Source organism: Microbacterium fluminis (assembly GCF_051549805.1).
GTDB lineage: Bacteria > Actinomycetota > Actinomycetes > Actinomycetales > Microbacteriaceae > Microbacterium.
In genome coordinates this window covers 1,012,750-1,037,428 of sequence record NZ_CP196042.1, presented here as the reverse complement: position 1 = coordinate 1,037,428, position 24,679 = coordinate 1,012,750, and the positions used below count along the sequence as shown (strand labels likewise).

The window sequence follows — 24,679 nt, the reverse complement described above, 5'->3', positions numbered from 1 at the left end:
GGCGGGCCTGCGTGCCTCACCGTCGAGTTGCCGTTGGTCAGACTGAGGCGGACGTACGCCCGATCTGCAGGGCCGGTGCGGCACATCATTTCTCCGGTCGTGCTGATCGTCATCGGCCTGGTCATCCTCATTGAGGGCGGCGCGTTCAGACTCCCCCACTGACCAATCCATCGCCGCTTTGCACAGCGTTCGACTTTCGTTAACGTATTTCGATATCGAAACATTGATACTGAGGTTATGACCGATTCGATCGCGTCCGACGAGCTGGAGTACCGCGACCTTCTCTCCGGATTCGTTCGGATGCACATCCTGTATCACGCCTCTCAGGAAGAGGTCTACGGGGTCTGGTTGATCGACGAGCTGGCGCACCACGGCTACCGGCTCTCGGCCGGGACCCTGTACCCGATGCTTCACAAGATGGTCAAAGACGGGTACCTCACCGTCCGATCCGAACGCGACGGCCGCACCGTCCGCAAGCTTTACACCGCCACCGAGAAAGGCCGGGCCGGTCTTGCCGTAGCGCGAGAACGTGTCCGGATCTTCGCACCGAAGGACTCCGACGCATGACCGACTCCCCCGCCGTGACCGAAGCCCCGACCCAGCCGCGACAGGGCACCGTCTGGGAGGTTTTCTGGGTCTTCTTGAAGCTCGGAGTTGCCTCATTCGGCGGCCCGATCGCCCACCTCGGCTACTTCCGCGACGAGCTGGTGCAGCGCAGGAAATGGCTCAATGACAACGACTACGGCGACCTTGTCGCTCTGGGGCAGTTCCTGCCCGGCCCCGCGTCAAGCCAGGTCGGATTCGGCATCGGCCTCTATCGGGCCGGGCCGGCCGGCGCGATCGCCGCGTTCCTGGCTTTCACCCTGCCCTCCGCGATTCTGCTGGTCGCCTTCGCGTTCGGTGCGTCTTTGTTCCACGGCCCGATCGGGGGCGGCCTGCTCACGGGGTTGAAGATCGTTGCCGTCGCGATCGTCGCCCAAGCCGTCTGGGGAATGGCCCGGACCCTCACCCCCGACCGGCAGCGCGCCGGTATCGCCGTGGTGGCCGCCGTCATCGCGCTCCTGCTCGCCGGGTCTGTCGGCCAGATCGGTGCCCTCGTTGTCGGCGCGATCGCGGGCCTGATCTTCTGCCGCGCGGCCGCGAACCCCTCCAGTGCCATGATCCGGTTCCCGGTCACCCGCATTGCCGGCGTGATCTGCCTGACGCTGTTCGTGCTGCTGCTCGTCGGCCTGCCGATCCTGGCCAGCACCACCCACAACGGCACCGTGCAGCTCTTCGACGCCTTCTACCGGGCCGGCGCCCTCGTCTTCGGCGGCGGTCACGTGGTCCTTCCCCTGCTCCAGGCCGGTGTCGTCGACAGCGGCTGGGTCACCTCCGACCAGTTCCTCGCCGGCTACGGCGCCACCCAAGCCGTCCCCGGCCCCCTGTTCACCTTCGCCGCCTACCTCGGCACTCTCTCGACCACCGGGCCCGGTGGCATAGCCGGCGCGGCCGTGGCCCTCGCCGGTATCTTCCTCCCCGGTTTCCTGATTCTCGTCGGCGTGCTCCCTTTCTGGAACGCCTTCCGCACCCGCCCCTGGGCACAGGCGATCATGCGCGGCGCGAACGCCGCCGTTGTCGGCATCCTCGCCGCGGCCCTCTACGACCCGGTCTTCACCACAGCGATCACAGGGCCGGCATCGTTCGGACTCGCGCTGGTCTGCTTCGTGCTGCTGGTCGCCTGGCGCGTACCCGCGTGGGGTGTGGTCATCGTCGGCGGTGCCGGCGGAATCGTTCTTGCTCTCCTACCCGGTTGACTCGCTCTTTCCGGGCGGCCTGTGGACGTGGCGGTGGTGGCTGTCGGGGTAGTGCTCGTGGGTGTGGGTGATCGGTTCGTGTGTGTGGACGTGGGTGTGCCGTCCGCCAGCGCCGGCCAGCTGTCCGGGCTCGTGGGTGTGCTGATGGTGCTCATTGTGGATATGCGCGTGCTCGTGCGTGATCGGTTCGTGCGTGTGTAGGTGTTCGTGCCGCTCGGTCAGGTGAAGCCACACCCCCACAGCCATGAGGGCTCCGGCGACAAGGACGGGCCAGCTGATCGGGTCGCCGAGCACGATTGCGAGCAGGGCGCCGAAGAACGGGGCGATGGAGTAGTACGCGCCGGCCCGGGCGGTGCCGACGTGTCGCATCGCGATGATGAACAGCACGAGGCTGACGCCGTAGGCGAAGAGCCCGACGACCATCGCCGCGGCGATGTTGACCGCGCCCGGCAGTTGCGCGCCGAGCGCGAACGCGAGGAGGAGGTTCACCGGGCCGGCCACCCCGCCCTTGACCGCGGCGAGCCAGGTGGCATCGTTGAGAGCGATTTTGCGGGTGAGGTTGTTGTCCAGCCCCCAGCTCAGACATGCGCCGAGGATCGCCAGTGACGGCCAGGGGCTACCGAAATTGGCACCGGAGGGGATGCTGAGCACGACGGCGCCGGCGACGATGGCGATCATGCCCACGGCAATCCGCCGGTCGAAGTTCTCCTTGAACACGAACCACGCCAGCGCGGCGGTGAACACCCCTTCCGCGTTCAACAGCAGCGATGCCCCGGACGCGGGCATGTTCGACAGTCCGAGCATGAGCAGCACCGGCCCGGCAATCCCGCCGAAGAACACTGCCCCCACGAGGGGCAGCAGTTCGTTGCGGGCGATGCGTACGCGTGGGGCGCGGCGGATCAGCCGGTACAGGCCGAGCCCGATCCCCGACCCGCAGTACAGCAGCCCGGCAAGGAGCCACGGGCTCACGTCATCGTCAAGCAGGATCTTCGCCAGTGGTGTGCCGGCACCGAAGAGCACCGCGGACACCAACGCGGCCTGCACCCCGATGCTTCGTAGTGCTCGCAACATCACCGGACCTCCTGGGATTCAAGGTAGGTGAGTCCACTGTCGTCAGCGATGAAAAGGTTCCCGCTGTTGGTGATCGTGGCCGCCTGCGCGGCGCCGTGGGCGGTGCCGGCCTCGACCCACCCGGAGGCGCCGGCGGTGGTGACCCAGATGCGTTCTTTCGTGTCCACGCCGACGAGACGCTGCTGATCAGGTGACGCGGCGAGAACGTAGAGCAGCGGAGCATCCGGCCACGGGCTGAACGTCGCGCCGTCATCGGTGCTGGTGCGGAGGCCGTCAGGGGTGGTGGCGACCAGTCGCCCGGTCGCATCGACCGTGAGGGCACTGGCCATGAGGGACGCGCCGGTGGGAGCCCAACTGGTTCCCCCGTCGACGCTGCGCTGCAGGTCGATCGAATCCGTCGCCAGAGCGTAGATCGACCCGTCCGGTGCGGCGGTGAGAGCGTGAAAGTCTTTCTCGCCGGTGAACGCCACAGGGTCCCAGGTCTGCGCGTTGTCGCTGCTGCGGATGATGCCCAGATTCGGGCTCCCCCACTCTGTCGGGGTGCTGGGGCCGGGGTGCCCGGAGGCGATCAGCTCGGTGCCGACGACGGTGAGCCCCATGGCGTCGAAGCCGGCGCCGACCCGGCTGCCGAGCGTGCCGTCGCCGGTTGCGGTGTAGATCCCTTGGTGGGTGCCGATGAGGAACCCGTCACCGCCCGGGTCAGTCACGATCGCGTGAACGTGGTCAGTGGGATTGGTGGCGTGGTCGGCTCCGGTGGACGGCGGCTCGGGTGCGGCGCACGCGGTGAGGGTCAGAATCAGGAGCGCGACAACGCCGGTCATCGCGCGACGGGGAATGCTCATGGGACCCTTTCGTGAGAAGGGAGAGGGGCGCCACGCACGCTGACGCGGCGCCCCTCTCCCTGAGTGTCGTTAGAGCTGGGTCAGGAGGTCCTGCATGGTGGCGATCTCGGCGGTCTGGGTGTCGATGATCGTTTGGGCAAGCGCGAGGGCGTCGGGGTTGCTACCGTACTCGAGTTCGGTCTGCGCCATGTCGATGGCGCCCTGATGGTGGGTGATCATCTGTTCCAAGAACAACCGGGCGGCCTCGACACCGGTGGCGTCGTCGAGGGCTTGCATGTCCGAATCGGACATCATCCCGCTGCCGTGGTCCATTCCGCCCGTGGACATCGGGTCCGCGCCCCAGTCCTCAAGCCAGCCTTTCATCTGGTCGATTTCGGGTTGCTGGGCGGCTTTGATCTGTTCGGCCAGCGCGATGACGCGCTCGTCGATGCCGTCTTTGCTGAGCAGGGTGTCGGCCATGTCGACGGCCTGGGTGTGGTGCTCGATCATCATGGTCGCGAACATGATGTCGGCGTCGTTGGCATCCGCGGCGGGTGCAGCACTGCTGCTGCCGCCGTGGTCCATTCCGGGCATGCTGCCGGAACCGGTGGTGCCGGCGCAGCCGGCGAGGGCGAGTAGGGCGGTGAGGGTGATCGCGGCGGTTGCCGCGGCACGGATCTTCATCCGGGGTTCTCCAAAGGGTCAGCGAATGAGCCCGGCCGGGGGCCGGGCAGAACGGATGAGAGTGCCGGGCGTCGAGTGGCCTGGCACGTCGGTCATCACGTGCGACTGGTGCAGAGAACCGTCAGCGACGGGGGTGGCTGAGTATGCGCCAGGGCGGGCCATGTCGCGGTGGGGCCGGTACGCACCGTCGCGGGGCTGATGATGCGCCATCCGCCGGTGGGGCGGAACAGCAGCAGGGCGGTTGCGAGGAGGGCGAGCACGCACGCCATCCATGCCATCGCGTGCCCGTCGCTGCCGCAGTCCGCGCACGCCCCGGCTGCCTCTGGGGTGGTGGCGGTCCGGTCGTGATGCATGGCGGCGGAGGTGTCGCTGGTCGTGGTGACGGTGTCGCCGTGCCCGGTCGCGGTGGCGTGGGTGTTGAGGGAGTGCATCGCCAGGAGTCCGACGATGAGGGCGACGGTGACCGCGATCAGCAGCAGGAGGGTGCGGGTGAGCGTGCGCGGGCCCCGCACCTGGTGTGCGACTGCAATCAGCGACATGCTCACCTCCCGTTCCTTACAGGGTAGGCCCCGCGACGGGGGGGGTTATGTGCGGGTGACAGCGTCGGGGCTGAGGTTCAGCCGGCGCAGCAGCTGCGCGTTCAGGGCGACGACGATCGTGGACAGCGACATCAGGATCGCGCCGACAGACATCGGCAGCACGAACCCGATCGGGGCGAGGACGCCGGCGGCGAGAGGGACGGAGAGGAGGTTGTAGCCGGCAGCCCACCACAAGTTCTGCTTCATTTTGCGGTAGCTCGCGCGGGACAGTTCGATCACCGACAGCACCGAGCGGGGATCATCGCTGGCAAGGATCACCCCGGCGGACGCGATCGCGACATCGGTGCCCGCACCGATCGCGATGCCGACATCGGCCTGAGCGAGGGCGGGAGCATCGTTCACACCGTCACCGACCATCGCGACCTTGCGACCCTCCGATTGCAGTTCCTTCACCTTGGAGGCCTTGTCTTCGGGGCGGACACTGGCGAAGAACCGGTCGATGCCCAACTCCGCAGCGACCGCCGCGGCGACGGCTTCGGCGTCTCCCGTGATCATCACCACCTGCACGTCACGCTCGTGCAGGGCGGTGACTGCTTGCCGGGATTCGGGGCGGACCTCGTCCGCGAGGCGCAGCGCGCCGGCCACCGATCCGTCGACCAGGACGTGCAGGATGATCCCCCCGTCCTGGCGCCACCGGTCGGCGACACGCAGCTCGGTGGCGTTCTCTTGCTCGAGCATGTATGGGCCGCCGACCCGGACCGTGCGCCCATCGACCCGGGCGTTGACCCCGACAGCAGGTGAGGACTCGAAGTCGGTGGCGCCGGGAACGGTGAGGTTCCGCTCTTTCGCGGCGTTCACGATCGCGCGGGCCAGGGGGTGCTCCGAGTCGGTCTCTGCCGCGGCAGCCAGGGCGAGGAGCTCGTCACCGTCAACACCGTCGACGGGCTCGATGCCGGTGACAGCGGGGGCGCCCTTCGTGAGGGTGCCGGTCTTGTCGAACAGCACCGTGTTGACGGTACGCATGCTCTCCAGCGCGAGCCGGTCCTTGATGAGCACACCGCCGCGGGCGGCACGTTCGGTGGCGATCGACACCACCAGCGGGATTGCCAGCCCGAGCGCGTGGGGACAGGCGATGACCAGGACAGTGATGGTGCGGATCACCGCGTCGTCGGGGAGCCCCACGAGAGTCCAGACGATCGCCGTGATCGCCGCAGCACCCAGAGCGAACCAGAACAACCACCCGGCGGCCCGGTCCGCGAGGCGCTGCGCACGGGAGGACGAGTTCTGCGCTTCGGTAACGAGCTTTTGAATACCCGCGAGGGCGGTATCCTGCCCGACCGCGGTGATCTGCACACGGACTCCGGAGTCGGTGGCGACGGTACCGGCGATCACCTGGTCGCCGTCGCTGCGGCGCACCGGGCGAGATTCGCCGGTGATCATCGACTCGTCCATGCTGGCGGAGCCCTGCACGATCTTCCCGTCCGCCGGCACCCGGCCACCGGGACGCACCACGACCACATCCCCGACCCGCAAATCTGCGGGGGCAACGATAACGGTCGTGTCACCCTCCACCTTCTCCGCTTCGTCAGGAAGAAGCGCGGCGAGGGAATCCAAGGCGGAGGTGGTCTGCGCGAGGGAGCGCATCTCGATCCAGTGCCCCAGGAGCATGATGACGATCAGCAGCGCCAGCTCCCACCAGAAGTCCAGCTCGTGATCCAGCAGCCCGAGACTGGCCCCCCAGGACGCGAGGAACGCGACGCTGATCGCCAGAGCAATCAGCAGCATCATCCCCGGTGTGCGGGCGCGCAGCTCGCTGACCGCCCCGGTGAGGAACGGCGCCCCACCCCACACGTACATGACGGTGCCGAGGATCGGGGAGATCCAGCCCACCCATGCGGCATCGGGCAGCGGGTAGCCGAGGAGCATGGAGAACATCATCGAGAACCCGACGACCGGAACGGCGAGGATCAGCATGATCCAGAACAGGCGACGGAACCGGGCGACATGGTCTCCGTGCCCGGCGTGGCCCCCGTGGTCGGCATGACCGTGTCCGGACTGCCCTTCCGCCGGGGCCGCCTCGTCGACGTCTCCCGTCCGGTCGTGGTGAGTGTGCGTGTCGTGGTGGGCGACGGGTGTGGGGGTGTGGTCGTGCTGGCTCATCAGAGCCTCCTTCGCTGGGGGCGTGCCGCTCGGTGGTGGCGCGCGGGTCAGGCCGGTTGGGGCACGGATATGGGGGTCGCGGTGCGCGACGGGGTGGGCGTCGCGCGGAAGCGACGCAGCCGGAGGCTGTTGGTGACGACGAACACGGAGGACAGCGCCATCGCCGCGGCGGCGACCAGGGGGTTCAGCAGGCCCGCCATGGCGACCGGGATCGCGGCGACGTTGTACGCGAACGCCCAGAACAGGTTGCCCTTGATAGTGCCCAGGGTGCGGCGGGCCAACCGGATCGCGTCAGCGACGACGAGGAGGTCGCCGGAGACGATGGTGATGTCGCTGGCGGCGATCGCCGCGTCCGTGCCGCCTCCCATCGCCAACCCCAGGTCCGCGGCGGCCAGAGCGGCGGCGTCGTTGACCCCATCGCCGATCATCGCGACCACGTGCCCGTCCGCTTGCAGCTGGCGGATCACGTCGAGCTTGCCCGCGGGGGTGACACCCGCGCGCACGTCCTCGATACCCACCGCTGCGGCGACCCGTCCGGCGGTGTGCGCGTTGTCGCCGGTGAGCAGAACCGGTGACAGTCCCAGACCGCGGAGCCGGCGGATCGCTTCGACGCTGGTCGGTTTGATGGTGTCGGCCACCACGATCGCGCCGAGGTAGTCGCCGTCTCGGCCCACGGCGATCACGGTGCCGTCCTGCGCGAGCGTACCCAGTTGCGCCGCGGTCTCCGGGGTGGGGTGGATGCTCCACTGTTCGGCCAGCCATGATGCGCGGCCGGCGACGACCGCGGAACCGTCCACGATGCCCTGCACGCCGAACCCGGCGTGCGACGCGAACGCTTCCGCGCGGGGCACGGTCTCAGTGGCGGCGACGACGGCGCGGGCGACCGGGTGCTCGGACCCGGACTCTACCGCCGCTGCAACCCGCAGCAGCTCGGCGCGGGTGACCCCGGGTGCGGGGTGTACGTCGGTCACGGCCATCTGCCCCGTGGTGACGGTGCCGGTCTTGTCCAACACGATGGTGTCTACCGTGCGTGTCTGTTCCAGCACCTGCGGCCCGCGGATGAGGATGCCCAGCTGCGATCCGCGGCCGGTGCCCACCAGGAGGGCGGTGGGGGTGGCCAGGCCCAGCGCGCACGGGCACGCGATGATCAGCGTCGCCACCGCCGCCGTGAACGCTAGCTCGAACGAGCCACCGGCCAGCATCCACCCGGCAAACGCGGCCACGGCCAGGCCGATGACGATCGGGACGAACACCGCCGAGACCCGGTCAGCGAGTCTCTGCACCCGGGCTTTGCCGGTCTGAGCTTCCTCCATCAGACGACACATCCGCGCCAGCTCCGTGTCGGCGCCGACGCGGGTGATTTCCACGATGAGCCGACCGCCAACGTTCACGGTCGCACCGACCACCCGGGACCCAGTAGTGACCTCGAGGGGAACGGACTCGCCGGTCAGCATGCTCGCGTCCACGGCGGAGGACCCGTCGGTCACGAGGCCATCGGAGGGAATCTTCTCCCCCGGCCGGATCAGCACCAGGTCACCGACCACCAGGTCCGCGACGGGGACGGTGCGCTCGAGCCCCTCGACAAGCTTGGTGGCGTTCTTCGCGCCCATCTCCAGCAACGCCCGCAGCGCTTCCGAGGAGGACTTCTTGGCGCGGGCTTCGGCGTACCGTCCGGCGAGGATGAACACTGTGACCAGCGCGGCGACTTCGAGATAGATCTCGTGGCCGCCGGCTTGTGGGGTGCCGATGAGGGTGAACGTCATGGTCATGCCCGCCATCCCGGCTCCGCCGAAGAACAGTGCGTACAGGGACCACCCGAACGCGGCGATCACGCCGACACTGATCAGTGTGTCCATCGTGGCTGCACCGTGGCGGGCGTTCACGGCCGCGGCACGGTGGAACGGCCACGCCCCCCACACCGCGACGGGGGCGGTGAGGGTTAGGGCAAGCCATTGCCAGTACTCGAACTGCAGAACCGGGATCATCGACATCACCGCGACCGGGAGGGCTAGGTGTACTTCCCCGGGAGGTTGTGAACGGGTGAGGTAGGCGAAGACCTCCGGGCAGGATGTGGGTTACCACACTCGCATCCTGACCACGGAGGTCTTCGTGTCTCACGCTAACGCGCCTTTGACGCCGGAAGGGCGTCGTCGTCTTGCTGTCCTCGTCGTGGATCGGGGCTGGTCGTTGCGGCGGGCAGCGGAACGGTTCCAGTGCTCGCCCGCGACGGCGAAACGGTGGGTCGACCGGTATCGGGCCGGGCTGCCGTTGACGGACCGCAGCTTCAGGCCGCAGACCTCGCCGAACCGGCTCCCGCGGAAGACGGAGCGGAGGATCGTGTCGTTGCGGTTCACCCGCCGGTGGGGTCCGCACCGGATCGCGTATCACCTGGGCCTTGCCCGCTCGACGGTCGGCCGGGTGCTGGCCAGGTATGGGATGCCGAAGCTCGTGAACATCGATCAGGCCACCGGGCTGCCAGTCCGCAAGCCGACGCCGAAGCGGTACGAGGTCGCAAGACCGGGCCAGCTGATCCACGTCGATATCAAGAAGCAGGGCCGGATCCCTGATGGCGGCGGCTGGCGCGCCTTCGGCCGCGGATCGGCGCAGGACCGTGCCGCGGGATCCGTCCGTGACAAGGCCGCACGGTCAGGAGCGGCCGGCTCCCGCGGCTACCGGTATCTGCACCACGCCGTCGACGACAACTCGAGAGTCGCGTACTCGGAGATCCTCGACGACGAACGCAAGGAGACCGCGGCAGGGTTCTGGACCCGCGCGAACGCGTTCTTCGCGAGCCTCGGAGTCACGGTCACCGCCGTGATGACAGACAACGGCGCGTGCTACCGGTCACACGCGTTCGCGGACGCGCTCGGCGACGGTGTGAAGCACAAGTGGACAAAGCCGTATCGGCCGCAGACCAACGGGAAGGTCGAACGCTTCAACCGCACCCTCGCCGCCGAATGGGCCTACGCCAAGCCCTACGCCAGCGAAGCAGAGCGAGCCGCGGCATACGAGACCTGGCTGCATCACTACAATCACCACAGACCCCACACCGGGATCGGCGGCCAGACCCCCTCAGCCCGCGTTCACAACGTCACGGGGAAGTACAGTTAGCGCGCGTCCCCCGTTTGGCGCTCGGGATGACGCGGGGGAGACTGGATCCATGACGCCCGACGCCGATTCCGCCCCTGCCGCGTTCACGCTGTGGGCGGTGCTCCGCCGCGACCCCCAGCATCCGGTCACCGAACTCGACTCGACCGAGCTCGCCTCTCTCACCGCGCTGATCGAGGAGGGCGGGGTCACCGTGCGCGGCTTCTACGACGTCAGCGGACTGCGTGCCGACGCCGACCTGATGATCTGGCTGCACGGGCCCGACGCCGAAGACCTCCAGCGCGACCTGCGACGACTGCGGCGCACCGACCTGCTGCGCCCGCTCGTTCCCGTCTGGAACGCGATGGGCGTGCACCGCGACGCCGAGTTCAACCGCTCGCACGTGCCCGGCTTCCTCCGCGGCGAGTACGCCCGGCAGTGGCTGTGCGTCTACCCGTTCGTGCGCAGCTACGAGTGGTACCTCCTGCCCGAGGCCGACCGTCGGGCGATGCTCGCCGACCACGGACGCAAGGGCGCCGCCTTCACGGGCGTCGTCGCCAACACGGTGGCCTCGTTCGCCCTCGGCGACTACGAGTGGATCCTGCCGATGGAGGCCGACGAGCTCACCGACCTCGTCGACATGATGCGCGACCTGCGCTACACCGAGGCACGCCGCCACGTGCGCGAGGAGGTGCCGTTCTACACCGGGCGCCGGCTCGAGCTGCACGAGATCCCCGAGGTGCTCCAGTGAGCGGGCGGCCGCTCCGATGACCGCGCCGCTGCGCCTGGGCACGCGTCGCAGCGCCCTCGCGGTCGCGCAGTCGACGCTCGTCGCGCGCGCGCTGAGCGAGGCATCCGGCCGCGAGGTCGAACTCGTCCAGATCGTCTCGGAGGGAGACGTCTCGCGCGCCTCGCTCGCCGCGATCGGTGGCACCGGAGTGTTCGCCACCCGGCTGCGCGAGGCGCTGCTCGCGGGGGAGTGCGACCTCCTCGTCCACTCGCTCAAAGATCTGCCCACCGCCCCGCACCCCGGACTCGTGATCGCCGCGATCCCCCCGCGCGCCGATGCGCGCGACGTATCGGTCACCCGCGACGGCACCGCCCTGCACGAGCTCCCCGCGGGCGCCGTGGTCGGCACCGGCTCGCCGCGCCGTATCGCACAGGTGCGCCGCCGCAATCCGCGGGTCGAGGTGACCGACCTTCGCGGCAACATCGACTCCCGCCTCGGCCGGGTCCGCACCGGTGAGCTGGATGCCGTGATCCTCGCCGCCGCCGGCATCGATCGGCTGGACGGAGTCACCGACGGGCTGCACGTGGAGCATCTCGGTCTGGCCGAGTGGCCGACGGCGCCCGGTCAGGGCGCGCTCGCCGTGGAGATCCGCGAGGACGCCCCCGGCGACCTGCACGCCGCGGTCGCCCTGCTCGGGGACGAGCCGGCCGCGGCCGCCGTCGCCGCCGAGCGCGCGGTGCTCGCGACCCTGGAGGCGGGCTGCCACGCCCCGGTCGCCGCGCACGCGCTGATCGAGGACGGCGACCTGCGCATCCATGCCGTCGCCTACGCCCTCGACGGGTCGCGACGCGTCGGACTCGACCGGACCATCGCTCTCGCGCAGGGGTATGCTCGGGATTCAGGCAGTGGCAATGACGCGGATGCTGCCGATGGCGCGAACCCGATCGCGCGAGCTACGCGCGCCGGGACCGATGTCGCACGTCGGCTGCTCGAACGTGGGGCGGCCGATGTCGTACCACGAGAGTCGACCCCATGAACACAGGCACGCATCAGATCCCGAAGCCCCTCGCGGGCTGGCGGGTGCTCGTGCCGCGCGGCGGTCCGTGGGGAGACGGCGTCGCCGCCACTCTGCGGTCGCAGGGGGCGACCCCGGTCGTCGCGCCGCTGATCAACTTCGCCCCGACCAACGACGAGCCGACGCTCGTGCAGGCCCTCGCCGACCTCGCCGCGGGCGAGTTCGACTGGCTGACCGTGACCAGCGCGACCACGGCCGATGTGCTCTACGCCTATCGTGCGCAGATCCCCGCCAGCACCCGCGTCGCCGCCGTCGGCGAGACGACCGCGGCCGCGCTGCAGTCGATGGGCTACCGCGTCGATCTCATCCCCGATCAGGACAACTCGGCCGCAGGGATGGCCGAACAGCTCATCGGCGAAGAGCCCGAACCCCGCGACATCCTGACCCTGCGCAGCGAGATCGCCAAGCCGGTGCTCACCCGCCTGCTGATCGAGGCAGGGCACCGCGTGCGCAGCGTCGTGGCCTACCGCACCGTCGGGGTGCCGGTCACCGAGAAGATCGCGCACGACGTGCACTCCGGGCGCATCAACGCGATCCTCATCACCAGCGGCTCGGTCGCCGAGCAGGTGCACGAGCAGTTCCCCGACATCCCCGACACCACCGTCATCGCCGCGATCGGCCCGCGCACCGCGAAGGACGCCCGCCGCGCCGGCCTCTCGGTCGACGTGGTCGCCGACCGGCAGACCGTCGACGCGCTGATCGAGGCCGTCTCGCGCTTCTCCCTCCCGCACGCCGCGGACGAGTTCTCCGTCTGAGGCGGTCCCGCGTGCCCTACCCGATCCACCGCCCTCGCCGGCTGCGCCAATCGCCGGCCGTGCGTCGTCTCGTCCGCGAGACGCATCTCGTCCCGTCGCAGCTCGTGCTGCCGCTGTTCGTGCGCGAAGGACTCACCGAGCCTCTGCCGGTCTCCTCCATGCCGGGGGTGGTGCAGCACTCGCTCGACTCGCTGCGTCGCGCGGTGACGGATGCTGCGGCCGCCGGTCTCGGCGGAGTGATGCTGTTCGGCGTTCCGGCCGTACGCGACGCGGTGGGCTCGGGTGCCGACGACCCGCGCGGCATCCTGAACGTCGCGACCGCCGCCGTGGCACAGGAGGTCGGCGACGCGCTCGTGGTGCAGACCGATCTGTGCCTGGACGAGTTCACCGACCACGGGCACTGCGGTGTCCTCGACGCCCGTGGGAGGGTCGACAACGACGCCACCCTCGAGCGGTACGCCGCCATGGGGCTCGCGCAGGCCCGCGCCGGGTCGGCGATGCTCGGCCTGTCGGGGATGATGGACGGCCAGGTCGCGCACGTGCGTGAGGCGCTCGACGCCGAGGGCTTCTCCGACACCCTGCTGCTGGCGTATTCGGCGAAGTACGCGGGCGCGTTCTACGGACCGTTCCGCGAGGCCGTCGATTCGCAGCTCACCGGTGACCGCCGCACGTACCAGCTCGACGCGGGCAACGGCCGCGAGGGCGTGCGCGAGGCGCTGCTCGACGTCGAAGAGGGCGCCGACGTCGTCATGGTCAAGCCCGCGCTGCCGTACCTCGACGTGCTCGCCGAGGTGCGCGCCTCCGTCGGCGTGCCGGTCTGGGCGTACCAGGTGTCGGGCGAGTACGCGATGGTCGAGGCCGCCGCCGCCCACGGCTGGATCGACCGCCGCGGAGCCGCCCTGGAGAGCCTGATCGCGATCCGTCGCGCCGGCGCCGACGCGATCCTGACCTATTGGGCCCTCGAGGCCGCCCGCTGGCTGCGGGACGACCTGTAACCCGACTCATCCCTCGGAGAATCGCGCGTACTTCGGACGATCCCGCCGGAATCCTCCGAGGTACGCACGATTCTCCGCACTTCGCAGGAAGGCTCCCGCATGACCGACCGCAACGACGAGCTCTTCGACCGTGCCCGCGCGGTGATCCCGGGCGGGGTGAACTCTCCCGTGCGCGCGTACGGCTCGGTGGGCGGCACGCCCCGATTCCTCGCCTCCGCGAGCGGACCGCGGGTGACGGATGCCGCGGGCCGCGAGTACGTCGACCTCGTCGCGTCGTGGGGCCCGGCGCTGCTGGGCCACGCGCACCCGGAGGTCGTCGAGGCGGTGCGGGAGGCGGCATCCCGTGGTCTGTCGTTCGGGGCGCCCACCGGCGCCGAGGTCGGCCTCGCCGACCTGATCGCCTCCCGGGTCGTGGTCGGCGACGCGCGGCCGATCGAGCGCGTGCGGCTCGTGTCGACCGGCACCGAGGCGACGATGACCGCGATCCGCCTCGCGCGCGGCGTCACCGGCCGCGACCTGCTGGTGAAGTTCGCCGGGCATTACCACGGCCACTCCGACGGCCTGCTCGCCGCCGCCGGATCCGGGGTCGCGACCCTCGCACTCCCGGGGTCGGCCGGCGTGCCCGCCCCGATCGCGGCGCAGACGATGGTGCTTCCCTACAACGACCTCGCCGCCGTCGAGGAGGCGTTCGCGACCCACGGAGACCGCATCGCCGCGGTGATCGTCGAGGCCGCCGCCGCCAACATGGGCGTCGTGACGCCGTTGCCGGGCTTCAACGCCGCACTCGCCGACATCGCCCACGCGCACGGCGCGCTGCTCATCCTCGACGAGGTGCTCACCGGGTTCCGCGTGCACCCCGCCGGGTTCTGGGGTCTCCAGCAGGCGCAGGGCGAGCAGTACACCCCCGACATCTTCACGTTCGGCAAGGTCGTGGGGGGAGGGATGCCGCTGGCCGCCCTCGGCGGCCGCGCCGAGGTGATGGAGCAGCTCGCCCCGACCGGCCCGGTGTACCAGGCCGGCACGCTGTCGGGCAATCCGCTCTCGGTCGCGGCGGGCATCGCGACGTTGCGGCTCGCGACGCCCGCTGTGTACGAGCGGGTGGATGCCGCGGCATCCGTCGTCGCCTCGGCCCTCGGCGATGCGCTGACCGCCGCGGGCGTGATGCACGCGATCCCGCGCGCCGGCTCGCTGTTCGGCGTCGCGTTCCTGCCCGAGGCGCCGCGCGACTACGCCACGGCGCTGACCCAGGAGTCGTGGCGCTACGCCCCGTTCTTCCACGCGATGCTCGACGCGGGCGTCTCGCTGCCGCCGAGCGTGTTCGAGGCGTGGTTCCTCACCGCGGCGCACGACGACGCCGCGCTCGAACACATCGTCGCCGCGCTTCCCGCCGCCGCCCGGGCCGCCGCGGTCGCCCTCGACCCCGCGGTGCTCGGCCGATGACCGGGCCGCGCGTCGTCGTCCTGGCCGGCGGCGTCGGCGGCGCGAAGTTCACCCTCGGCGTGCGCGAGGCGCTCGCCCGTCGGGGTGCTCCCGAGGCGACCGTCGTGGTCAACACCGGCGACGACCTGTGGCTCAGCGGGGTGCGGCTGCAGCCCGACGTCGATTCGATCGTCTACGCCCTCGCGGGGCAGAACGACACCACGCGCGGCTGGGGTCGCGCCGGCGACACCGAACGCGTCAACGCCGAGCTTCAGGCGTGGGGCGCCGGCTGGCCGTGGTTCACCCTCGGCGACCTCGATCTCGGCACGCACCTGGCGCGCACCGGGTGGCTGCGCGACGGTTTCACCCCTACCGAGGTGATCGCGCGCATGTCGCAGCGCTGGCCGCTCGGCGTCGACCTGCTGCCGATGACCGACGCCGAGGTCGATACGTGGGTGGTGCTGAACGGCGGGGCCCGCCTGCACTTCCAGGAGTGGTGGACGCGTCACCGCGCCGCCCTGACTCCCGAGCGCTTCGAGAATCCCGGCATCGACCGCGCCGTCCCCGCGCCCGGGGTCGTCGAGACGATCGCCGCGGCCGACGTCGTGCTGATCGCGCCGTCGAACCCGGTCGTCTCGATCGGCCCGATCCTGGCCGTGCCCGGCATCCGCGACGCGGTGCGCGCGGCATCCGCTCCCGTCGTCGGTGTCTCACCGATCATCGGCGGCCGCGTCGTGCGCGGAATGGCCGATGTGTGCCTCGCCACGATCGGCGTGGAGACCTCGGCTTCCGCGGTCGCAGCGCACTACGGCGCGCGCGCCGACGGCGGGCTGCTCGACGCGTGGCTGATGGCCGAGGAGGACGCCGACGCCGCCGCGCAGGTCGAGGCCGCAGGCATCCGTGCCGTCGTTCGCCCGCTGTGGATGACGGATGCCGCCACCACCGGCGTCATGGTCGACGCGGCGCTCGACGCCGCCGGGGTCTGATGCCCGACCTGTCCGCCCTCGCCTGGGTGGTGCTCGCCGTCGCGGCGGTCATCGTCGGGATCTCCAAGACCGCGGTGCCCGGAGCCGGGACGGTCGCCGTCGCGCTGTTCGCGGCGGCGCTTCCCGCGAAGCAGTCCACCGGCACGCTGCTCCTGCTGCTGATCACCGCCGACGTGTTCGCGATCCTCACCTATCGGCGACACGCGAACTGGGGAACCCTGCTGCGGCTCATCCCCGCCGTCATCGTCGGGGTGGGGCTCGGCGTCGTCTTCCTCGCGGTCGCCGACGACGCGTGGGTCAAGCGCGTGATCGGTGTGATCCTCCTCGTCGTGATCGCGATCACCCTGCTCCGCCGACGGGCGCAGGGGGCGATCGCCGAGCCGGGCAGGCGGGGACCGCATCGGATCGCCGCCGCGACGTACGGCACTCTCGGCGGCTTCACCACGATGGTCGCGAACGCGGGCGGGCCCGTGATGTCGATGTACTTCCTCGCGATGCGGTTTCCCGTGAAGGAGTTCCTCGGAACCGCCGCGTGGTTCTTCGCGATCGTCAACCTCGCGAAGGTGCCCTTCTCGGTCGGGCTGGGTCTCATCACTGGTCCGGGGCTGCTCGTCGACCTGGTGCTGGTGCCGGCCGTGGTCGCTGGCGCGCTCGGAGGTCGATGGTTGGCGGGCCGTCTGAATCAGGGCGTGTTCGAGCGGCTGGTGATCGCCTTCACGGTGATCGGCGCCGTCTACCTGCTCTTCTGAGGACGGCCGGAGGACGCCCTCCGTCTAGGCTGGGTGACCATGGCCATCGGCGCGACGATCCACACGTTCGACGTGCAGCTGGCCGACGTCGACCGCGGCGTGTACGAGGATCTGACGCTGCGGGTGGCGCGGCATCCGTCCGAGACCGACGCGTTCATGGTCACCCGGCTGCTCGCCTACCTGCTCGAGTACGAGGAGGGCATCGGGTTCAGCGAGGGCATCTCCGCGACCGACGAGCCCGCCGTGCTCGTCCGCGACCTGACCGGGCGGGTGACGGCCTGGATCGAGGTCGGATCCCCGGATGCCGCGCGCCTGCACACGGGGAGCAAGCTCGCCGACCGCACCGCGGTCTACACCCACCGCGACCCCGCGAAGGTGGCGGCGACGTGGGCGGGCAAGCGCATCCACGAGGCATCCGGGATCCCGCTCTACAGCTTCGACGCCGGATTCATCGACGGGGCCGCCGGCGCGCTCGAGCGCCGCAACACGATGTCGCTCTCGGTCACCGAGCGGCACGTGTTCCTCGACCTCAACGGCACGTCGCTCTCGTCTGACATCCACGAGCTCCGCGCGGGCTGAGCCGCTCTCAGGCCCTGTCGTGCAGGGTGATGCGATAGCCGTCGGGGTCGGCGAAGGTGAACGTGCGGCCGAACGGCCCGTCGATCGGGGCGACGACGATCTCGTGGCCGGCGTCGACCAGATCGTCGTGGATGGACTGCACGTCCGTGGCGTGGAGCCAGATGGCGGCGCCGATTCCGGGGTGGGAGGCGGTGCCGAGGTCGGTCCCCGGCACGATGTCGCGCAGGGCGAAGGCGATGGGCGTGGTCGTGAAGACGACGGCGTGCGGCGGTCCGGCGGGGGAGCGCACGAGGCCGAGGTGCCGTTCGTAGAACGCCTGCGACGCGTCGAGATCGCGTACCTGGAGGGAGATGAAGTCGGGTCCGGTGACGGGCATGTGTGCTCCTCGTTTGCGTGTCAGTTTGCTGACATAAAGAAGTGTATGTCAGACTACTGACATGAGTCAAGCCGACGACGTCATCGACCTGGACACCTCGCTCGGGTACCTCGTGAAGGAGGCCTCCAGCGCACTGCGCGGAGCGATGGAGGACGTGCTGAGACCGCTCGGCATGAGCATGACGCACTACTCGTGCCTCGAGCTGCTCGCGCAGCGGCCGGGGATGTCGAACTCGGACCTCGCCCGCGGAGCGTTCGTCACACGGCAGACGATGAACGTGCTGCTGCAGACGCTCGAGCGCGACGGCGAGGTCGCGCGGCCGGCGCAGGCGCCCGTGGGAAAGGTGCTCCCGGCGAGACTCACGGCCCGTGGACGCCGCCGGCTCGAGGAGGCGAGCGCCGCGGTGCGCTCGGTCGAGGTCCGGATGCTGTCGGCCATGTCCTCCTCGGAGCAGGCCGACGCCCTGCGGGCGTTGCGCAGCATGGTGGCGGCGCTGCGCCCCTGACGCGCTCCGCCAGGCGGGAGCCGGGCCGGCGCTCGGTGGACTAGGGCGGCCGAACCGGCTCGCCGCTGCGGCGCGGCTCAGGAGGTCCGGAGTCCGCGCGCCCCGAGCAGGGCGGTGGTGCGGGGTCCGAGGCCGAGCACGCCCGCCGCGGCGAGGTGATCGGCGGTGTCGACGTCGCGACGCAGCGTCGACACCGCCGACACGTCCAGCGGTGCGAAGCCGAGGTCGACGTGGCGGGCGAACGAGCCGTCGCCGAACGCCGAGCTCCACGCCGTGCCCGAGCGCACGGTGACGAGCGTGGAACCGGTGCCCTCGGCATCCGCCACCACCCCGCGGTCGACGCCCGCGGCGCTCGACAGGGCGGCGGCGAGGTCTGCGGAGCGCAGTGCCGGCAGATCGCCGAGCAGCGCCGCCCGGGGACCCTGCGCCGTGGCGGCGCCGGCGGCGATCGCCCCGTTCAGCCCGCGTGCGTCGCGTTCGGGCACGACCCGCGCCCTCGGAAGAGCGGATGCCGCGGCCTCCACCTCCTCATCGCCGGTGACGACGATCACCTCGGCGACGCCCTCCGCGCGCGTCGCCGCCTCGATGGTGTCGAGCGCGATCGATCGGGCGAGTGCGGCGCGGTCGACGCCCGGGAGCGACAGCCGCGACTTGCCGACCGCCGACGGCTTCACGGGGACGATGACCGTCCAGCCCGCCGTGGTCACTCGGCGAATCGTGCCCGCAGGCGGGGGAGGATCTCGGCACCGTACATGCGGAGGAACTCCTCCTGGTCGTGGCCGGGATCGTGGAACACGAGGTGCTGGAAGCCGAGCTCGACGTACTTCGCGATCCGCTCGACGTGCTCCTCGGGGTCGGTCGAGACGATGAACCGCGACGCGGCCCGCTCGATCGGGAGGGCGTCGGCACGGCGCTGCATCTCGATCGGGTCGTGGATGTCGCGCTTCTCCTCGGGCGAGAGGGCGAGCGGCGCCCAGAACCGGGTCTTCTGCAGCGCGGTGTCGTGGTCGGGGTGGTACGACACCTTCACCTCGATGAGGGTGTCGATCGCATCGTCCGCGCGGCCCGCCTTCGACAGCCCCTCCCGCAGTGCGGGCAGGAGGGTGTCGGTGTAGAGCGCCGGATCCTTGCCGGAGGTCGTGATGTAGCCGTCGGCGATGCGACCGGCGAGGCGCGTGGCGGCCGGACCCGATGCGCCGATGTAGATCGGCACCTTCGACTCGGCGGGGGGACGGTCGTAGATCGTCGCGCCCTTGACCGAGTAGTACGTGCCGTCGAAGTCGACGCGCTCGTCGTCCCACAGCTTCTCGATGAGGGTGATCGCCTCCTTGAGCCGCTGGAAGCGCTCGGGCGCATCGGGCCACTCGAGCCCCAGTGTGACCTCGTTGAGCGCCTCGCCGGTGCCGACGCCGAGGATCACCCGGTTCGGGTAGAGCACGCCGAGCGTCGCGAACATCTGCGCCACGACACCGGGGTGGTATCGGAACGTCGGGGTGAGCACCGACGTGCCCATCAGGATCTTCGACGTGCGGGCCCCGAGCGCCCCGAGCCACGGCACCGCGGCGGGGGCATGGCCGCCCTCGTGCATCCACGGCTGCAGGTGGTCGGAGACGAAGACCGAGTCGAAGCCCATCTCCTCCGCGAGCACGCCGAACTCCAGGAGCTCCGTGGGACCGAACTGCTCCGCCGACGCCTTGTAGCCGAACCGAAGTGTCATGACTCTTCTCCTCCCCGGGCGCGCGTCGCCGCGTCGTCCGAACGTTCTCCATCCGACCACGCGCCGCGAGGACTCGCGTGCACGTCCACGAACTCCGAGCCGTCGGCGCGGGCCAGTCGCGACCGGAAGGCGTCGACGGTTCCCGGCCACAGCAGCGTGAGGCGGCCGGAGCGGTCGTCCACGTACCAGTTCCGGCACCCCCCGGTGATCCAGGGGGTGGATGCCGCGGCCCGCCCGATCTCGTCGGTATAGGCCGCCTCCGCCTCCGGTCGCACGCGCAGCACCCGGTCGGCCGTCAGGTCGCGACGCGCCAGCGCGCGGACGGCGTAGGCGGCCTGCTCCTCGACCATGAGCACGGACGAGTTGTGGCCGAGCGAGGCGTTTGGGCCGTTGAGTACGAAGAGGTTGGGGAACCCGCTCACGACCGTCGAGCCGAACGACGTCATGCCCTCCGCCCAGTGCGCGTCGAGCGTCTCTCCGCTCTCACCCCGCACGAGTGCGGCGTACGGCTGACGCGTCGAGGCGAAGCCGGTCGCCAGCACCAGCACGTCTGCTTCGTGCCGCTCGCCGCCCGCCGACACGAGGGTCGACCCCTCGACGGTGCGCAGGGCGCTCGGCACGAGTGTCACCCGGTCCGAGGCGACGGCGGGATAGAAGTCGTCCGACAGCAGCACGCGCTTGCAGCCGAACGCGTAGTCGGGGGTGAGGGCGGCGCGCAGCGCCGGGTCGGCGACCGAGGCGGCCAGGTGCGCCGCGGCCTGTGCGCGGGCGTCTGCGGCGGCCGCAGCATCTCCGGATCGTGACGCGAAGCGCGCCTCGCCTTCGGTGTACAGCTCGGCGCGCAGGCGGTCGAGCAGATCGGGATGCTGCGCGAACTCCGCGCGCTCGGCGGCGGTGTACGCCCGCGCGCCGCGCGGGACGATCCACGCCGGCGTGCGCTGGAAGAGGGTGACGTGCGCGCCGCTGCGGGCGAGCTCGGGGACGAGCTGCACGGCGCTCGCCCCGGTGCCCACGACGGCGACCACGGCGCCGTCGAGGTCGGCGCCGTGGTCCCAGCGGGCGGAGTGGAACAGCGCGCCGGGGAACCCCTCGAGCCCGGGGATGTCGGGCACCTCGGGCTCGGTGAGCCGCCCGCAAGCGAGCACGAGCGAGTCCGCTGTCACGGTGCGGGGGGCGTCGCCCCCGGTCTCGATGCGCCAGTGGTCGCCCGTCCACTCGGCCGCGAGCATCGGTGTGCGCAGGCGCAGCCGGTCGCCGAGCCGCTCGCGCTCGGCGACGTCCTCGAGGTAGCGACGGATCTCCTCGCCCCGCGCGAACACCCCCGACCAGGCGGGGTTCGGGTGCGCCGCGAAGCCGTACAGGTGCGAGGGCACATCGCACGCGACGCCCGGGTAGGTGTTGTCGCGCCAGGTGCCGCCGACGGATGCCGCCCGCTCCAGGAGCAGGAACGACTCCCGCCCGGCGCGGCGCAGGGCCATCGCCATGCCGAGGCCGGCGAACCCGGCGCCGACGATCGCGACCCCCACGCGTTCGGTCACAGGGCGACCCGTCGGTCGGCGGCCGGCTCACGGTAGTCGGTCGTGCGCTGGCGGAACGGCCGGAACAGGCGGCCGACGAGCTGCGCAGCATCCTGGATCGGCAGCTCGAGGCCCTGCTCCGCACCGGCGTCGGGGCGCACGCGGCCGTCCAGCAGCGTGCCGCCCAGGTCGTCGCCGCCCGCCTGCAGCAGCGCGGCCGCGGTGGCGCGTCCGACCCGCGTCCAGGGGATCTGGATGTGCCGGATGCTGCCGTTGAGCAGCAGCCGCGACACGGCCACCATCGCGCGGTGTTCGTCGAGCGGCGCGCGGCCGTCGGCGAGCGCCGCACCGCCGGCGGGGCCAGGGAGGGGGATCGGGACGAACTCGGTGAATCCGCCCGTGTCGTCCTGGATCGCGCGGAGGCGGCGCAGATGGGCGATGCGCTCGGCGGCCGTCTCGACGTGGCCGTAGAACAGCACGGAGGTGGAGCTGAACCCGGCACGGTGCGCGGCGGTGATCGTCGCGATCCACTCCTCGATGCCGAGGTCTTCGGGAGCGACGAGGGCGCGCACCCGCTCGGTGAGCACCTTGACGCCTGTGCCCGGGACCGTGTCGACTCCGGCGTCGCGCAGTGCGGAGAGCGCATCGTCGAGGACGAGACCGGTGCGGGAGGAGAGGTCGGCGATGTCCTGCGGGCGGTAGGCGTGCAGGTGCATGCGCGGGGCCGCGGCACGCAGGGTGCGGATAAGGGCGAGATAGTTGTCGGGATCGTCGTGCGCCGGCATCCGTCCCTGGACGCAGATCTCGGTGATGCCGAGGTCGTCGGCGTCACGGGCGATCGCCGCCGCATCGTCGAGCGTGTACGTGCCGGGTTCGTCGGTCGCAGTGGTGCGCAGACCCGATGAGGCGAGGTTGCGGTTGGCGACGAGGCTCACCGCCTCGCCGACGGTGTAGCGCCGCACGTCGTCGGCAGCCTGGACGAGTGCCTCGAGATCGGCGCCGGTGGACCGCAGCAGCGCTGTCCAGTCGTCGTCGCCGAGCGCGAGCGGGTCGGCCGCCGCGGCCTCCGCCAGCCGCGCGAGCCCGGCCGGTGCACCGGTCGCGCGGACAGGACCCAGCCGATCCGCGGGTGCCTCGGGCATCCGGTCGGTGTTCTCGGGGCCGTGCGGCTCGACGGAGTCGAAGATGGCTGAGTCGGGTCCGTTGGCGGGCGACGCGTCGGCCCGCGCGAGCCCCGTCTCGGGGTCGGCGAGGTCGGCGACGGCGCCGCGCAGCGCCGGGTCGATCCACGTCTCGGCATCCTGCACGAACTCCGACTGCGCGGTGAGCCGCTCGCGCAGCTCGAAGCCCAGCTCGGCGGTGCGCTCGGCCAGGTCCGACAGGTGCGGCCACGGGCGCTCGGGGTTGACATGGTCGGCGGTCAGGGGCGACACGCCGCCCCAGTCGTCGGCGCCCGCCTGGACGAGGAGCTCGAACTCGGCCGGGTCGGACAGGTTCGGCGGCACCTGGATGCGCATGCGCGGCCCCATCACCAGCCGCGCGACGGCGACCGCCGCGACGTACTCGAGCACGGAGGCATCCGGTGCCGACTGCATCGCCGTTCGAGGCTTCGCGCGGAAGTTCTGCACGATCACCTCCTGCACATGGCCGTGCCGTTCGTGTGCGTCGCGGATCGCCACGAGCGACTCGGCCCGGTCGCGCAGGGTCTCGCCGATGCCGACGAGGATGCCGGTGGTGAACGGCACGGCCGCCCGGCCGGCGTCGTCGATCACGCGCAGGCGCAGATCGGGATCCTTGTCGGGCGAGCCGTAGTGCACCTGCCCGGGCTCCTCGAACAGGCGGCGAGAGGTGGTCTCGAGCATCATGCCCATCGAGGGGGCGGTGGGGCGCAGCATTCGCAGTTCGTCGTACGACATCACCCCCGGATTGGCGTGCGCGAGCATGCCGGTCTCGGCGGTGACGAGCCGCGCGATGTGGGCGACGTACTCGATCGTGGAGGCGAAGCCGTGGTCGTCGAGCCACGCGCGCGCCTCGGGCCAGCGATCCTCAGGACGGTCGCCGAGGGTGAGCAGCACCTCCTTGCAGCCCAGCGCGGCGCCCTGCCGCACCACCGCCAGCACCTGCTCGGGCGACATGAACACCGGCTTGTGCATCTTCAGGAGCTGGTTCGGGGTGTCCACGAAGATGCAGTAGTGGCAACGATCGCGACACAGCGTCGTGAGCGGGACGAAGACCTTGCGCGAGTAGGTGATGATGCCCGGGCGACCGGATGCCACGAGCCCGGCATCCCGCAGGCTCGCCGCCGCTGCGCGGATCCGAGCGGCATCGCCGCCGGTCGCCGACAGCAGCGCCTCGGCGTCATCGGTGTCGAGGCGGCCGCCCGACTCGACGCGGGACAGGGCTGTCGCGATCCTCTCGGCGGTGGCGTCCGCCGCCGCGCGGTCGATCAGGGTCACCGGGCCAGTCTTCCACTCCGGAACGGAGCCGCGGGCCGCGCGATCGTTGCATGTCCGTAAGCAAACATCCAGGCGGAGCCCGGACGCCGCTGGCAGACTGAGAGCATGGTGACCCTGCTGCTGGACTCGACGCGGCTCGAGGTCGCGCTGTCCGGCACCGAGCGGGCGCTTTCATTCCGCAAGGGGAATGTGTTCGTCGACCGCCCGTTCATCACGAAGGTGCAGCTGGTCGACGACGCCTGGACCTGGCTGCGCGGGGTCGCGTCGCCCGGGACGTACATCCGCGGCGCGGTCGCGATGGGCACGTGGAAGTCGGCTGGGGCGAACGATTTCGTGCTCATCCGCCGCCGTCGCCCCGCGGTCGTGATCGACCTGGACGGCGATCCCGAGTTCGCCCGCATCGTGCTCACCACGCGCCACGGGCTGGCGCTGGTGCAGGCGCTGCGCCTCGACGACGCCCGCGCCCAGGCGACCGATGTCGCCGAGCTCGCCGCGGAGGCCGAGCCGGTCACGGCGCCTCCGCCGCGCAAGAAGCGCGCGCCGCGCACGGCCCCTGCCACCGCCTGACCTCCGTCGGTCGGAACGCCGCCGGGCGCGTGAGCGCGCAGTCGCCCGAGCCCACTGGGTGCCCGACGATCTTCGGAGAGTCGAACGTACTTCGG

24 protein-coding genes are annotated in these 24,679 nt (G+C 70.9%); 13 read left to right on the top strand and 11 right to left on the bottom strand.

The window, feature by feature from the left end; all coding sequences use genetic code 11:
* Positions 1-237: 237 nt before the first annotated feature.
* Entirely contained in the window at positions 238-567 is a 330-nt protein-coding gene (locus tag ACSJDX_RS04985) for a PadR family transcriptional regulator (RefSeq protein WP_205781296.1), read from the top strand.
* Positions 564-1,796: a chromate efflux transporter gene (gene chrA / locus ACSJDX_RS04980; RefSeq protein WP_116648733.1), complete on the top strand. Its 1,233-nt coding sequence runs from the start codon at positions 564-566 to the stop codon at positions 1,794-1,796. The genes ACSJDX_RS04985 and chrA overlap by 4 nt, the downstream gene beginning before the upstream one ends.
* Here chrA and ACSJDX_RS04975 read toward each other — a convergent pair.
* The 6 genes from ACSJDX_RS04975 to ACSJDX_RS04950 form a co-directional block, all read right to left on the bottom strand.
* Positions 1,785-2,825, bottom strand: a complete 1,041-nt coding sequence (locus ACSJDX_RS04975) for an EamA family transporter (RefSeq protein WP_438354466.1) — start codon at positions 2,823-2,825, stop codon at positions 1,785-1,787. The genes chrA and ACSJDX_RS04975 overlap by 12 nt on opposite strands.
* A 41-nt stretch (positions 2,826-2,866) precedes the next feature.
* Positions 2,867-3,709 carry a WD40/YVTN/BNR-like repeat-containing protein gene (locus ACSJDX_RS04970; protein ID WP_438354465.1) on the bottom strand — a complete coding sequence of 281 codons (843 nt, stop codon included), beginning with the start codon at positions 3,707-3,709 and terminating at the stop codon, positions 2,867-2,869.
* 69 nt (positions 3,710-3,778) lie between these two features.
* The gene (locus ACSJDX_RS04965; protein ID WP_438354464.1) at positions 3,779-4,372 is read right to left on the bottom strand and encodes a DUF305 domain-containing protein; all 594 of its coding nucleotides are present in this window, start codon (positions 4,370-4,372) and stop codon (positions 3,779-3,781) included.
* A gap of 95 nt (positions 4,373-4,467) precedes the next feature.
* The gene (locus ACSJDX_RS04960; RefSeq protein WP_438354463.1) at positions 4,468-4,911 is read right to left on the bottom strand and encodes a DUF6153 family protein; all 444 of its coding nucleotides are present in this window, start codon (positions 4,909-4,911) and stop codon (positions 4,468-4,470) included.
* A 45-nt stretch (positions 4,912-4,956) separates the two neighbouring features.
* A complete protein-coding gene (locus ACSJDX_RS04955; protein ID WP_438354462.1) occupies positions 4,957-7,071 on the bottom strand; it encodes a heavy metal translocating P-type ATPase in 2,115 nt (704 codons plus the stop codon).
* Between the two features lie 47 nt (positions 7,072-7,118).
* Positions 7,119-9,062, bottom strand: a complete 1,944-nt coding sequence (locus ACSJDX_RS04950) for a copper-translocating P-type ATPase (RefSeq protein WP_438354461.1) — start codon at positions 9,060-9,062, stop codon at positions 7,119-7,121.
* Positions 9,063-9,180: 118 nt separating this feature from the next.
* Between ACSJDX_RS04950 and ACSJDX_RS04945 the strand changes: the two genes are divergently transcribed.
* From ACSJDX_RS04945 to ACSJDX_RS04905, 9 genes are all read left to right on the top strand, one after another.
* Positions 9,181-10,182, top strand: a complete 1,002-nt coding sequence (locus tag ACSJDX_RS04945) for an IS481 family transposase (protein WP_204964092.1) — start codon at positions 9,181-9,183, stop codon at positions 10,180-10,182.
* Between the two features lie 49 nt (positions 10,183-10,231).
* Positions 10,232-10,909, top strand: coding sequence for a hydrogen peroxide-dependent heme synthase (gene hemQ, locus ACSJDX_RS04940; RefSeq protein ID WP_438354460.1), 678 nt, complete (start codon positions 10,232-10,234; stop codon positions 10,907-10,909).
* 16 nt (positions 10,910-10,925) lie between these two features.
* Positions 10,926-11,924, top strand: a complete 999-nt coding sequence (gene hemC, locus ACSJDX_RS04935) for a hydroxymethylbilane synthase (RefSeq protein WP_438354459.1) — start codon at positions 10,926-10,928, stop codon at positions 11,922-11,924.
* The gene (locus tag ACSJDX_RS04930) at positions 11,921-12,718 is read left to right on the top strand and encodes a uroporphyrinogen-III synthase (RefSeq protein WP_438354458.1); all 798 of its coding nucleotides are present in this window, start codon (positions 11,921-11,923) and stop codon (positions 12,716-12,718) included. Before hemC ends, ACSJDX_RS04930 begins: the two co-directional genes overlap by 4 nt.
* An 11-nt stretch (positions 12,719-12,729) precedes the next feature.
* Positions 12,730-13,713 (top strand): porphobilinogen synthase, encoded by a 984-nt coding sequence (gene hemB, locus ACSJDX_RS04925; protein ID WP_438354457.1) that lies wholly within the window; start codon positions 12,730-12,732, stop codon positions 13,711-13,713.
* Positions 13,714-13,812: 99 nt separating this feature from the next.
* A complete protein-coding gene (gene hemL / locus ACSJDX_RS04920) occupies positions 13,813-15,153 on the top strand; it encodes a glutamate-1-semialdehyde 2,1-aminomutase (protein WP_438354456.1) in 1,341 nt (446 codons plus the stop codon).
* Complete coding sequence (gene cofD, locus ACSJDX_RS04915; RefSeq protein ID WP_438354455.1) at positions 15,150-16,118, top strand: 2-phospho-L-lactate transferase; 969 nt, start codon at positions 15,150-15,152, stop codon at positions 16,116-16,118. The genes hemL and cofD overlap by 4 nt, the downstream gene beginning before the upstream one ends.
* Positions 16,118-16,867: a sulfite exporter TauE/SafE family protein gene (locus tag ACSJDX_RS04910; RefSeq protein ID WP_438354454.1), complete on the top strand. Its 750-nt coding sequence runs from the start codon at positions 16,118-16,120 to the stop codon at positions 16,865-16,867. The genes cofD and ACSJDX_RS04910 overlap by 1 nt, the downstream gene beginning before the upstream one ends.
* A 39-nt stretch (positions 16,868-16,906) precedes the next feature.
* Positions 16,907-17,446 carry a YaeQ family protein gene (locus ACSJDX_RS04905; RefSeq protein WP_438354453.1) on the top strand — a complete coding sequence of 180 codons (540 nt, stop codon included), beginning with the start codon at positions 16,907-16,909 and terminating at the stop codon, positions 17,444-17,446.
* Positions 17,447-17,453: 7 nt separating this feature from the next.
* Here ACSJDX_RS04905 and ACSJDX_RS04900 read toward each other — a convergent pair whose 3' ends face one another.
* Positions 17,454-17,822, bottom strand: coding sequence for a VOC family protein (locus ACSJDX_RS04900; RefSeq protein WP_438354452.1), 369 nt, complete (start codon positions 17,820-17,822; stop codon positions 17,454-17,456).
* Between the two features lie 61 nt (positions 17,823-17,883).
* Between ACSJDX_RS04900 and ACSJDX_RS04895 the strand changes: the two genes are divergently transcribed.
* On the top strand, positions 17,884-18,327 hold the full coding sequence (locus tag ACSJDX_RS04895) for a MarR family winged helix-turn-helix transcriptional regulator (RefSeq protein ID WP_438354451.1): 444 nt from the start codon (positions 17,884-17,886) through the stop codon (positions 18,325-18,327).
* Positions 18,328-18,404: 77 nt separating this feature from the next.
* Here the strand turns inward: ACSJDX_RS04895 and cofC are convergent, their stop codons facing one another.
* From cofC to cofG, 4 genes are read right to left on the bottom strand one after another with little or no spacing between them, the layout of a single operon-like run.
* Positions 18,405-19,034 (bottom strand): 2-phospho-L-lactate guanylyltransferase, encoded by a 630-nt coding sequence (gene cofC / locus ACSJDX_RS04890; RefSeq protein ID WP_438354450.1) that lies wholly within the window; start codon positions 19,032-19,034, stop codon positions 18,405-18,407.
* Positions 19,031-20,044, bottom strand: a complete 1,014-nt coding sequence (gene fgd / locus ACSJDX_RS04885) for a glucose-6-phosphate dehydrogenase (coenzyme-F420) (protein ID WP_438354449.1) — start codon at positions 20,042-20,044, stop codon at positions 19,031-19,033. Before fgd ends, cofC begins: the two co-directional genes overlap by 4 nt.
* Complete coding sequence (locus ACSJDX_RS04880; protein WP_438354448.1) at positions 20,041-21,582, bottom strand: flavin-containing monooxygenase; 1,542 nt, start codon at positions 21,580-21,582, stop codon at positions 20,041-20,043. The genes fgd and ACSJDX_RS04880 overlap by 4 nt, the downstream gene beginning before the upstream one ends.
* A complete protein-coding gene (cofG, locus tag ACSJDX_RS04875; RefSeq protein ID WP_438354447.1) occupies positions 21,579-24,017 on the bottom strand; it encodes a 7,8-didemethyl-8-hydroxy-5-deazariboflavin synthase CofG in 2,439 nt (812 codons plus the stop codon). The genes ACSJDX_RS04880 and cofG overlap by 4 nt, the downstream gene beginning before the upstream one ends.
* A 105-nt stretch (positions 24,018-24,122) precedes the next feature.
* On the opposite strand from cofG, the gene ACSJDX_RS04870 reads away from it, so the two are divergent.
* Positions 24,123-24,584, top strand: a complete 462-nt coding sequence (locus ACSJDX_RS04870) for a hypothetical protein (RefSeq protein ID WP_438354446.1) — start codon at positions 24,123-24,125, stop codon at positions 24,582-24,584.
* Positions 24,585-24,679: the final 95 nt, after the last annotated feature.

Bases quoted from the DNA above. Each gene is read 5' to 3' on its own strand.
- ACSJDX_RS04985 (WP_205781296.1), top strand. From the start codon at position 238: ATGACCGATTCGATCGCGTCCGACGAGCTGGAGTACCGCGACCTTCTC.
- chrA (WP_116648733.1), top strand. From the start codon at position 564: ATGACCGACTCCCCCGCCGTGACCGAAGCCCCGACCCAGCCGCGACAG.
- ACSJDX_RS04970 (WP_438354465.1), bottom strand. From the start codon at position 3,709: ATGAGCATTCCCCGTCGCGCGATGACCGGCGTTGTCGCGCTCCTGATT.
- ACSJDX_RS04965 (WP_438354464.1), bottom strand. From the start codon at position 4,372: ATGAAGATCCGTGCCGCGGCAACCGCCGCGATCACCCTCACCGCCCTA.
- ACSJDX_RS04960 (WP_438354463.1), bottom strand. From the start codon at position 4,911: ATGTCGCTGATTGCAGTCGCACACCAGGTGCGGGGCCCGCGCACGCTC.
- ACSJDX_RS04955 (WP_438354462.1), bottom strand. From the start codon at position 7,071: ATGAGCCAGCACGACCACACCCCCACACCCGTCGCCCACCACGACACG.
- ACSJDX_RS04950 (WP_438354461.1), bottom strand. From the start codon at position 9,062: ATGTCGATGATCCCGGTTCTGCAGTTCGAGTACTGGCAATGGCTTGCC.
- hemQ (WP_438354460.1), top strand. From the start codon at position 10,232: ATGACGCCCGACGCCGATTCCGCCCCTGCCGCGTTCACGCTGTGGGCG.
- hemC (WP_438354459.1), top strand. From the start codon at position 10,926: ATGACCGCGCCGCTGCGCCTGGGCACGCGTCGCAGCGCCCTCGCGGTC.
- ACSJDX_RS04930 (WP_438354458.1), top strand. From the start codon at position 11,921: ATGAACACAGGCACGCATCAGATCCCGAAGCCCCTCGCGGGCTGGCGG.
- hemL (WP_438354456.1), top strand. From the start codon at position 13,813: ATGACCGACCGCAACGACGAGCTCTTCGACCGTGCCCGCGCGGTGATC.
- cofD (WP_438354455.1), top strand. From the start codon at position 15,150: ATGACCGGGCCGCGCGTCGTCGTCCTGGCCGGCGGCGTCGGCGGCGCG.
- ACSJDX_RS04910 (WP_438354454.1), top strand. From the start codon at position 16,118: ATGCCCGACCTGTCCGCCCTCGCCTGGGTGGTGCTCGCCGTCGCGGCG.
- ACSJDX_RS04905 (WP_438354453.1), top strand. From the start codon at position 16,907: ATGGCCATCGGCGCGACGATCCACACGTTCGACGTGCAGCTGGCCGAC.
- ACSJDX_RS04900 (WP_438354452.1), bottom strand. From the start codon at position 17,822: ATGCCCGTCACCGGACCCGACTTCATCTCCCTCCAGGTACGCGATCTC.
- ACSJDX_RS04895 (WP_438354451.1), top strand. From the start codon at position 17,884: ATGAGTCAAGCCGACGACGTCATCGACCTGGACACCTCGCTCGGGTAC.
- fgd (WP_438354449.1), bottom strand. From the start codon at position 20,044: ATGACACTTCGGTTCGGCTACAAGGCGTCGGCGGAGCAGTTCGGTCCC.
- ACSJDX_RS04870 (WP_438354446.1), top strand. From the start codon at position 24,123: ATGGTGACCCTGCTGCTGGACTCGACGCGGCTCGAGGTCGCGCTGTCC.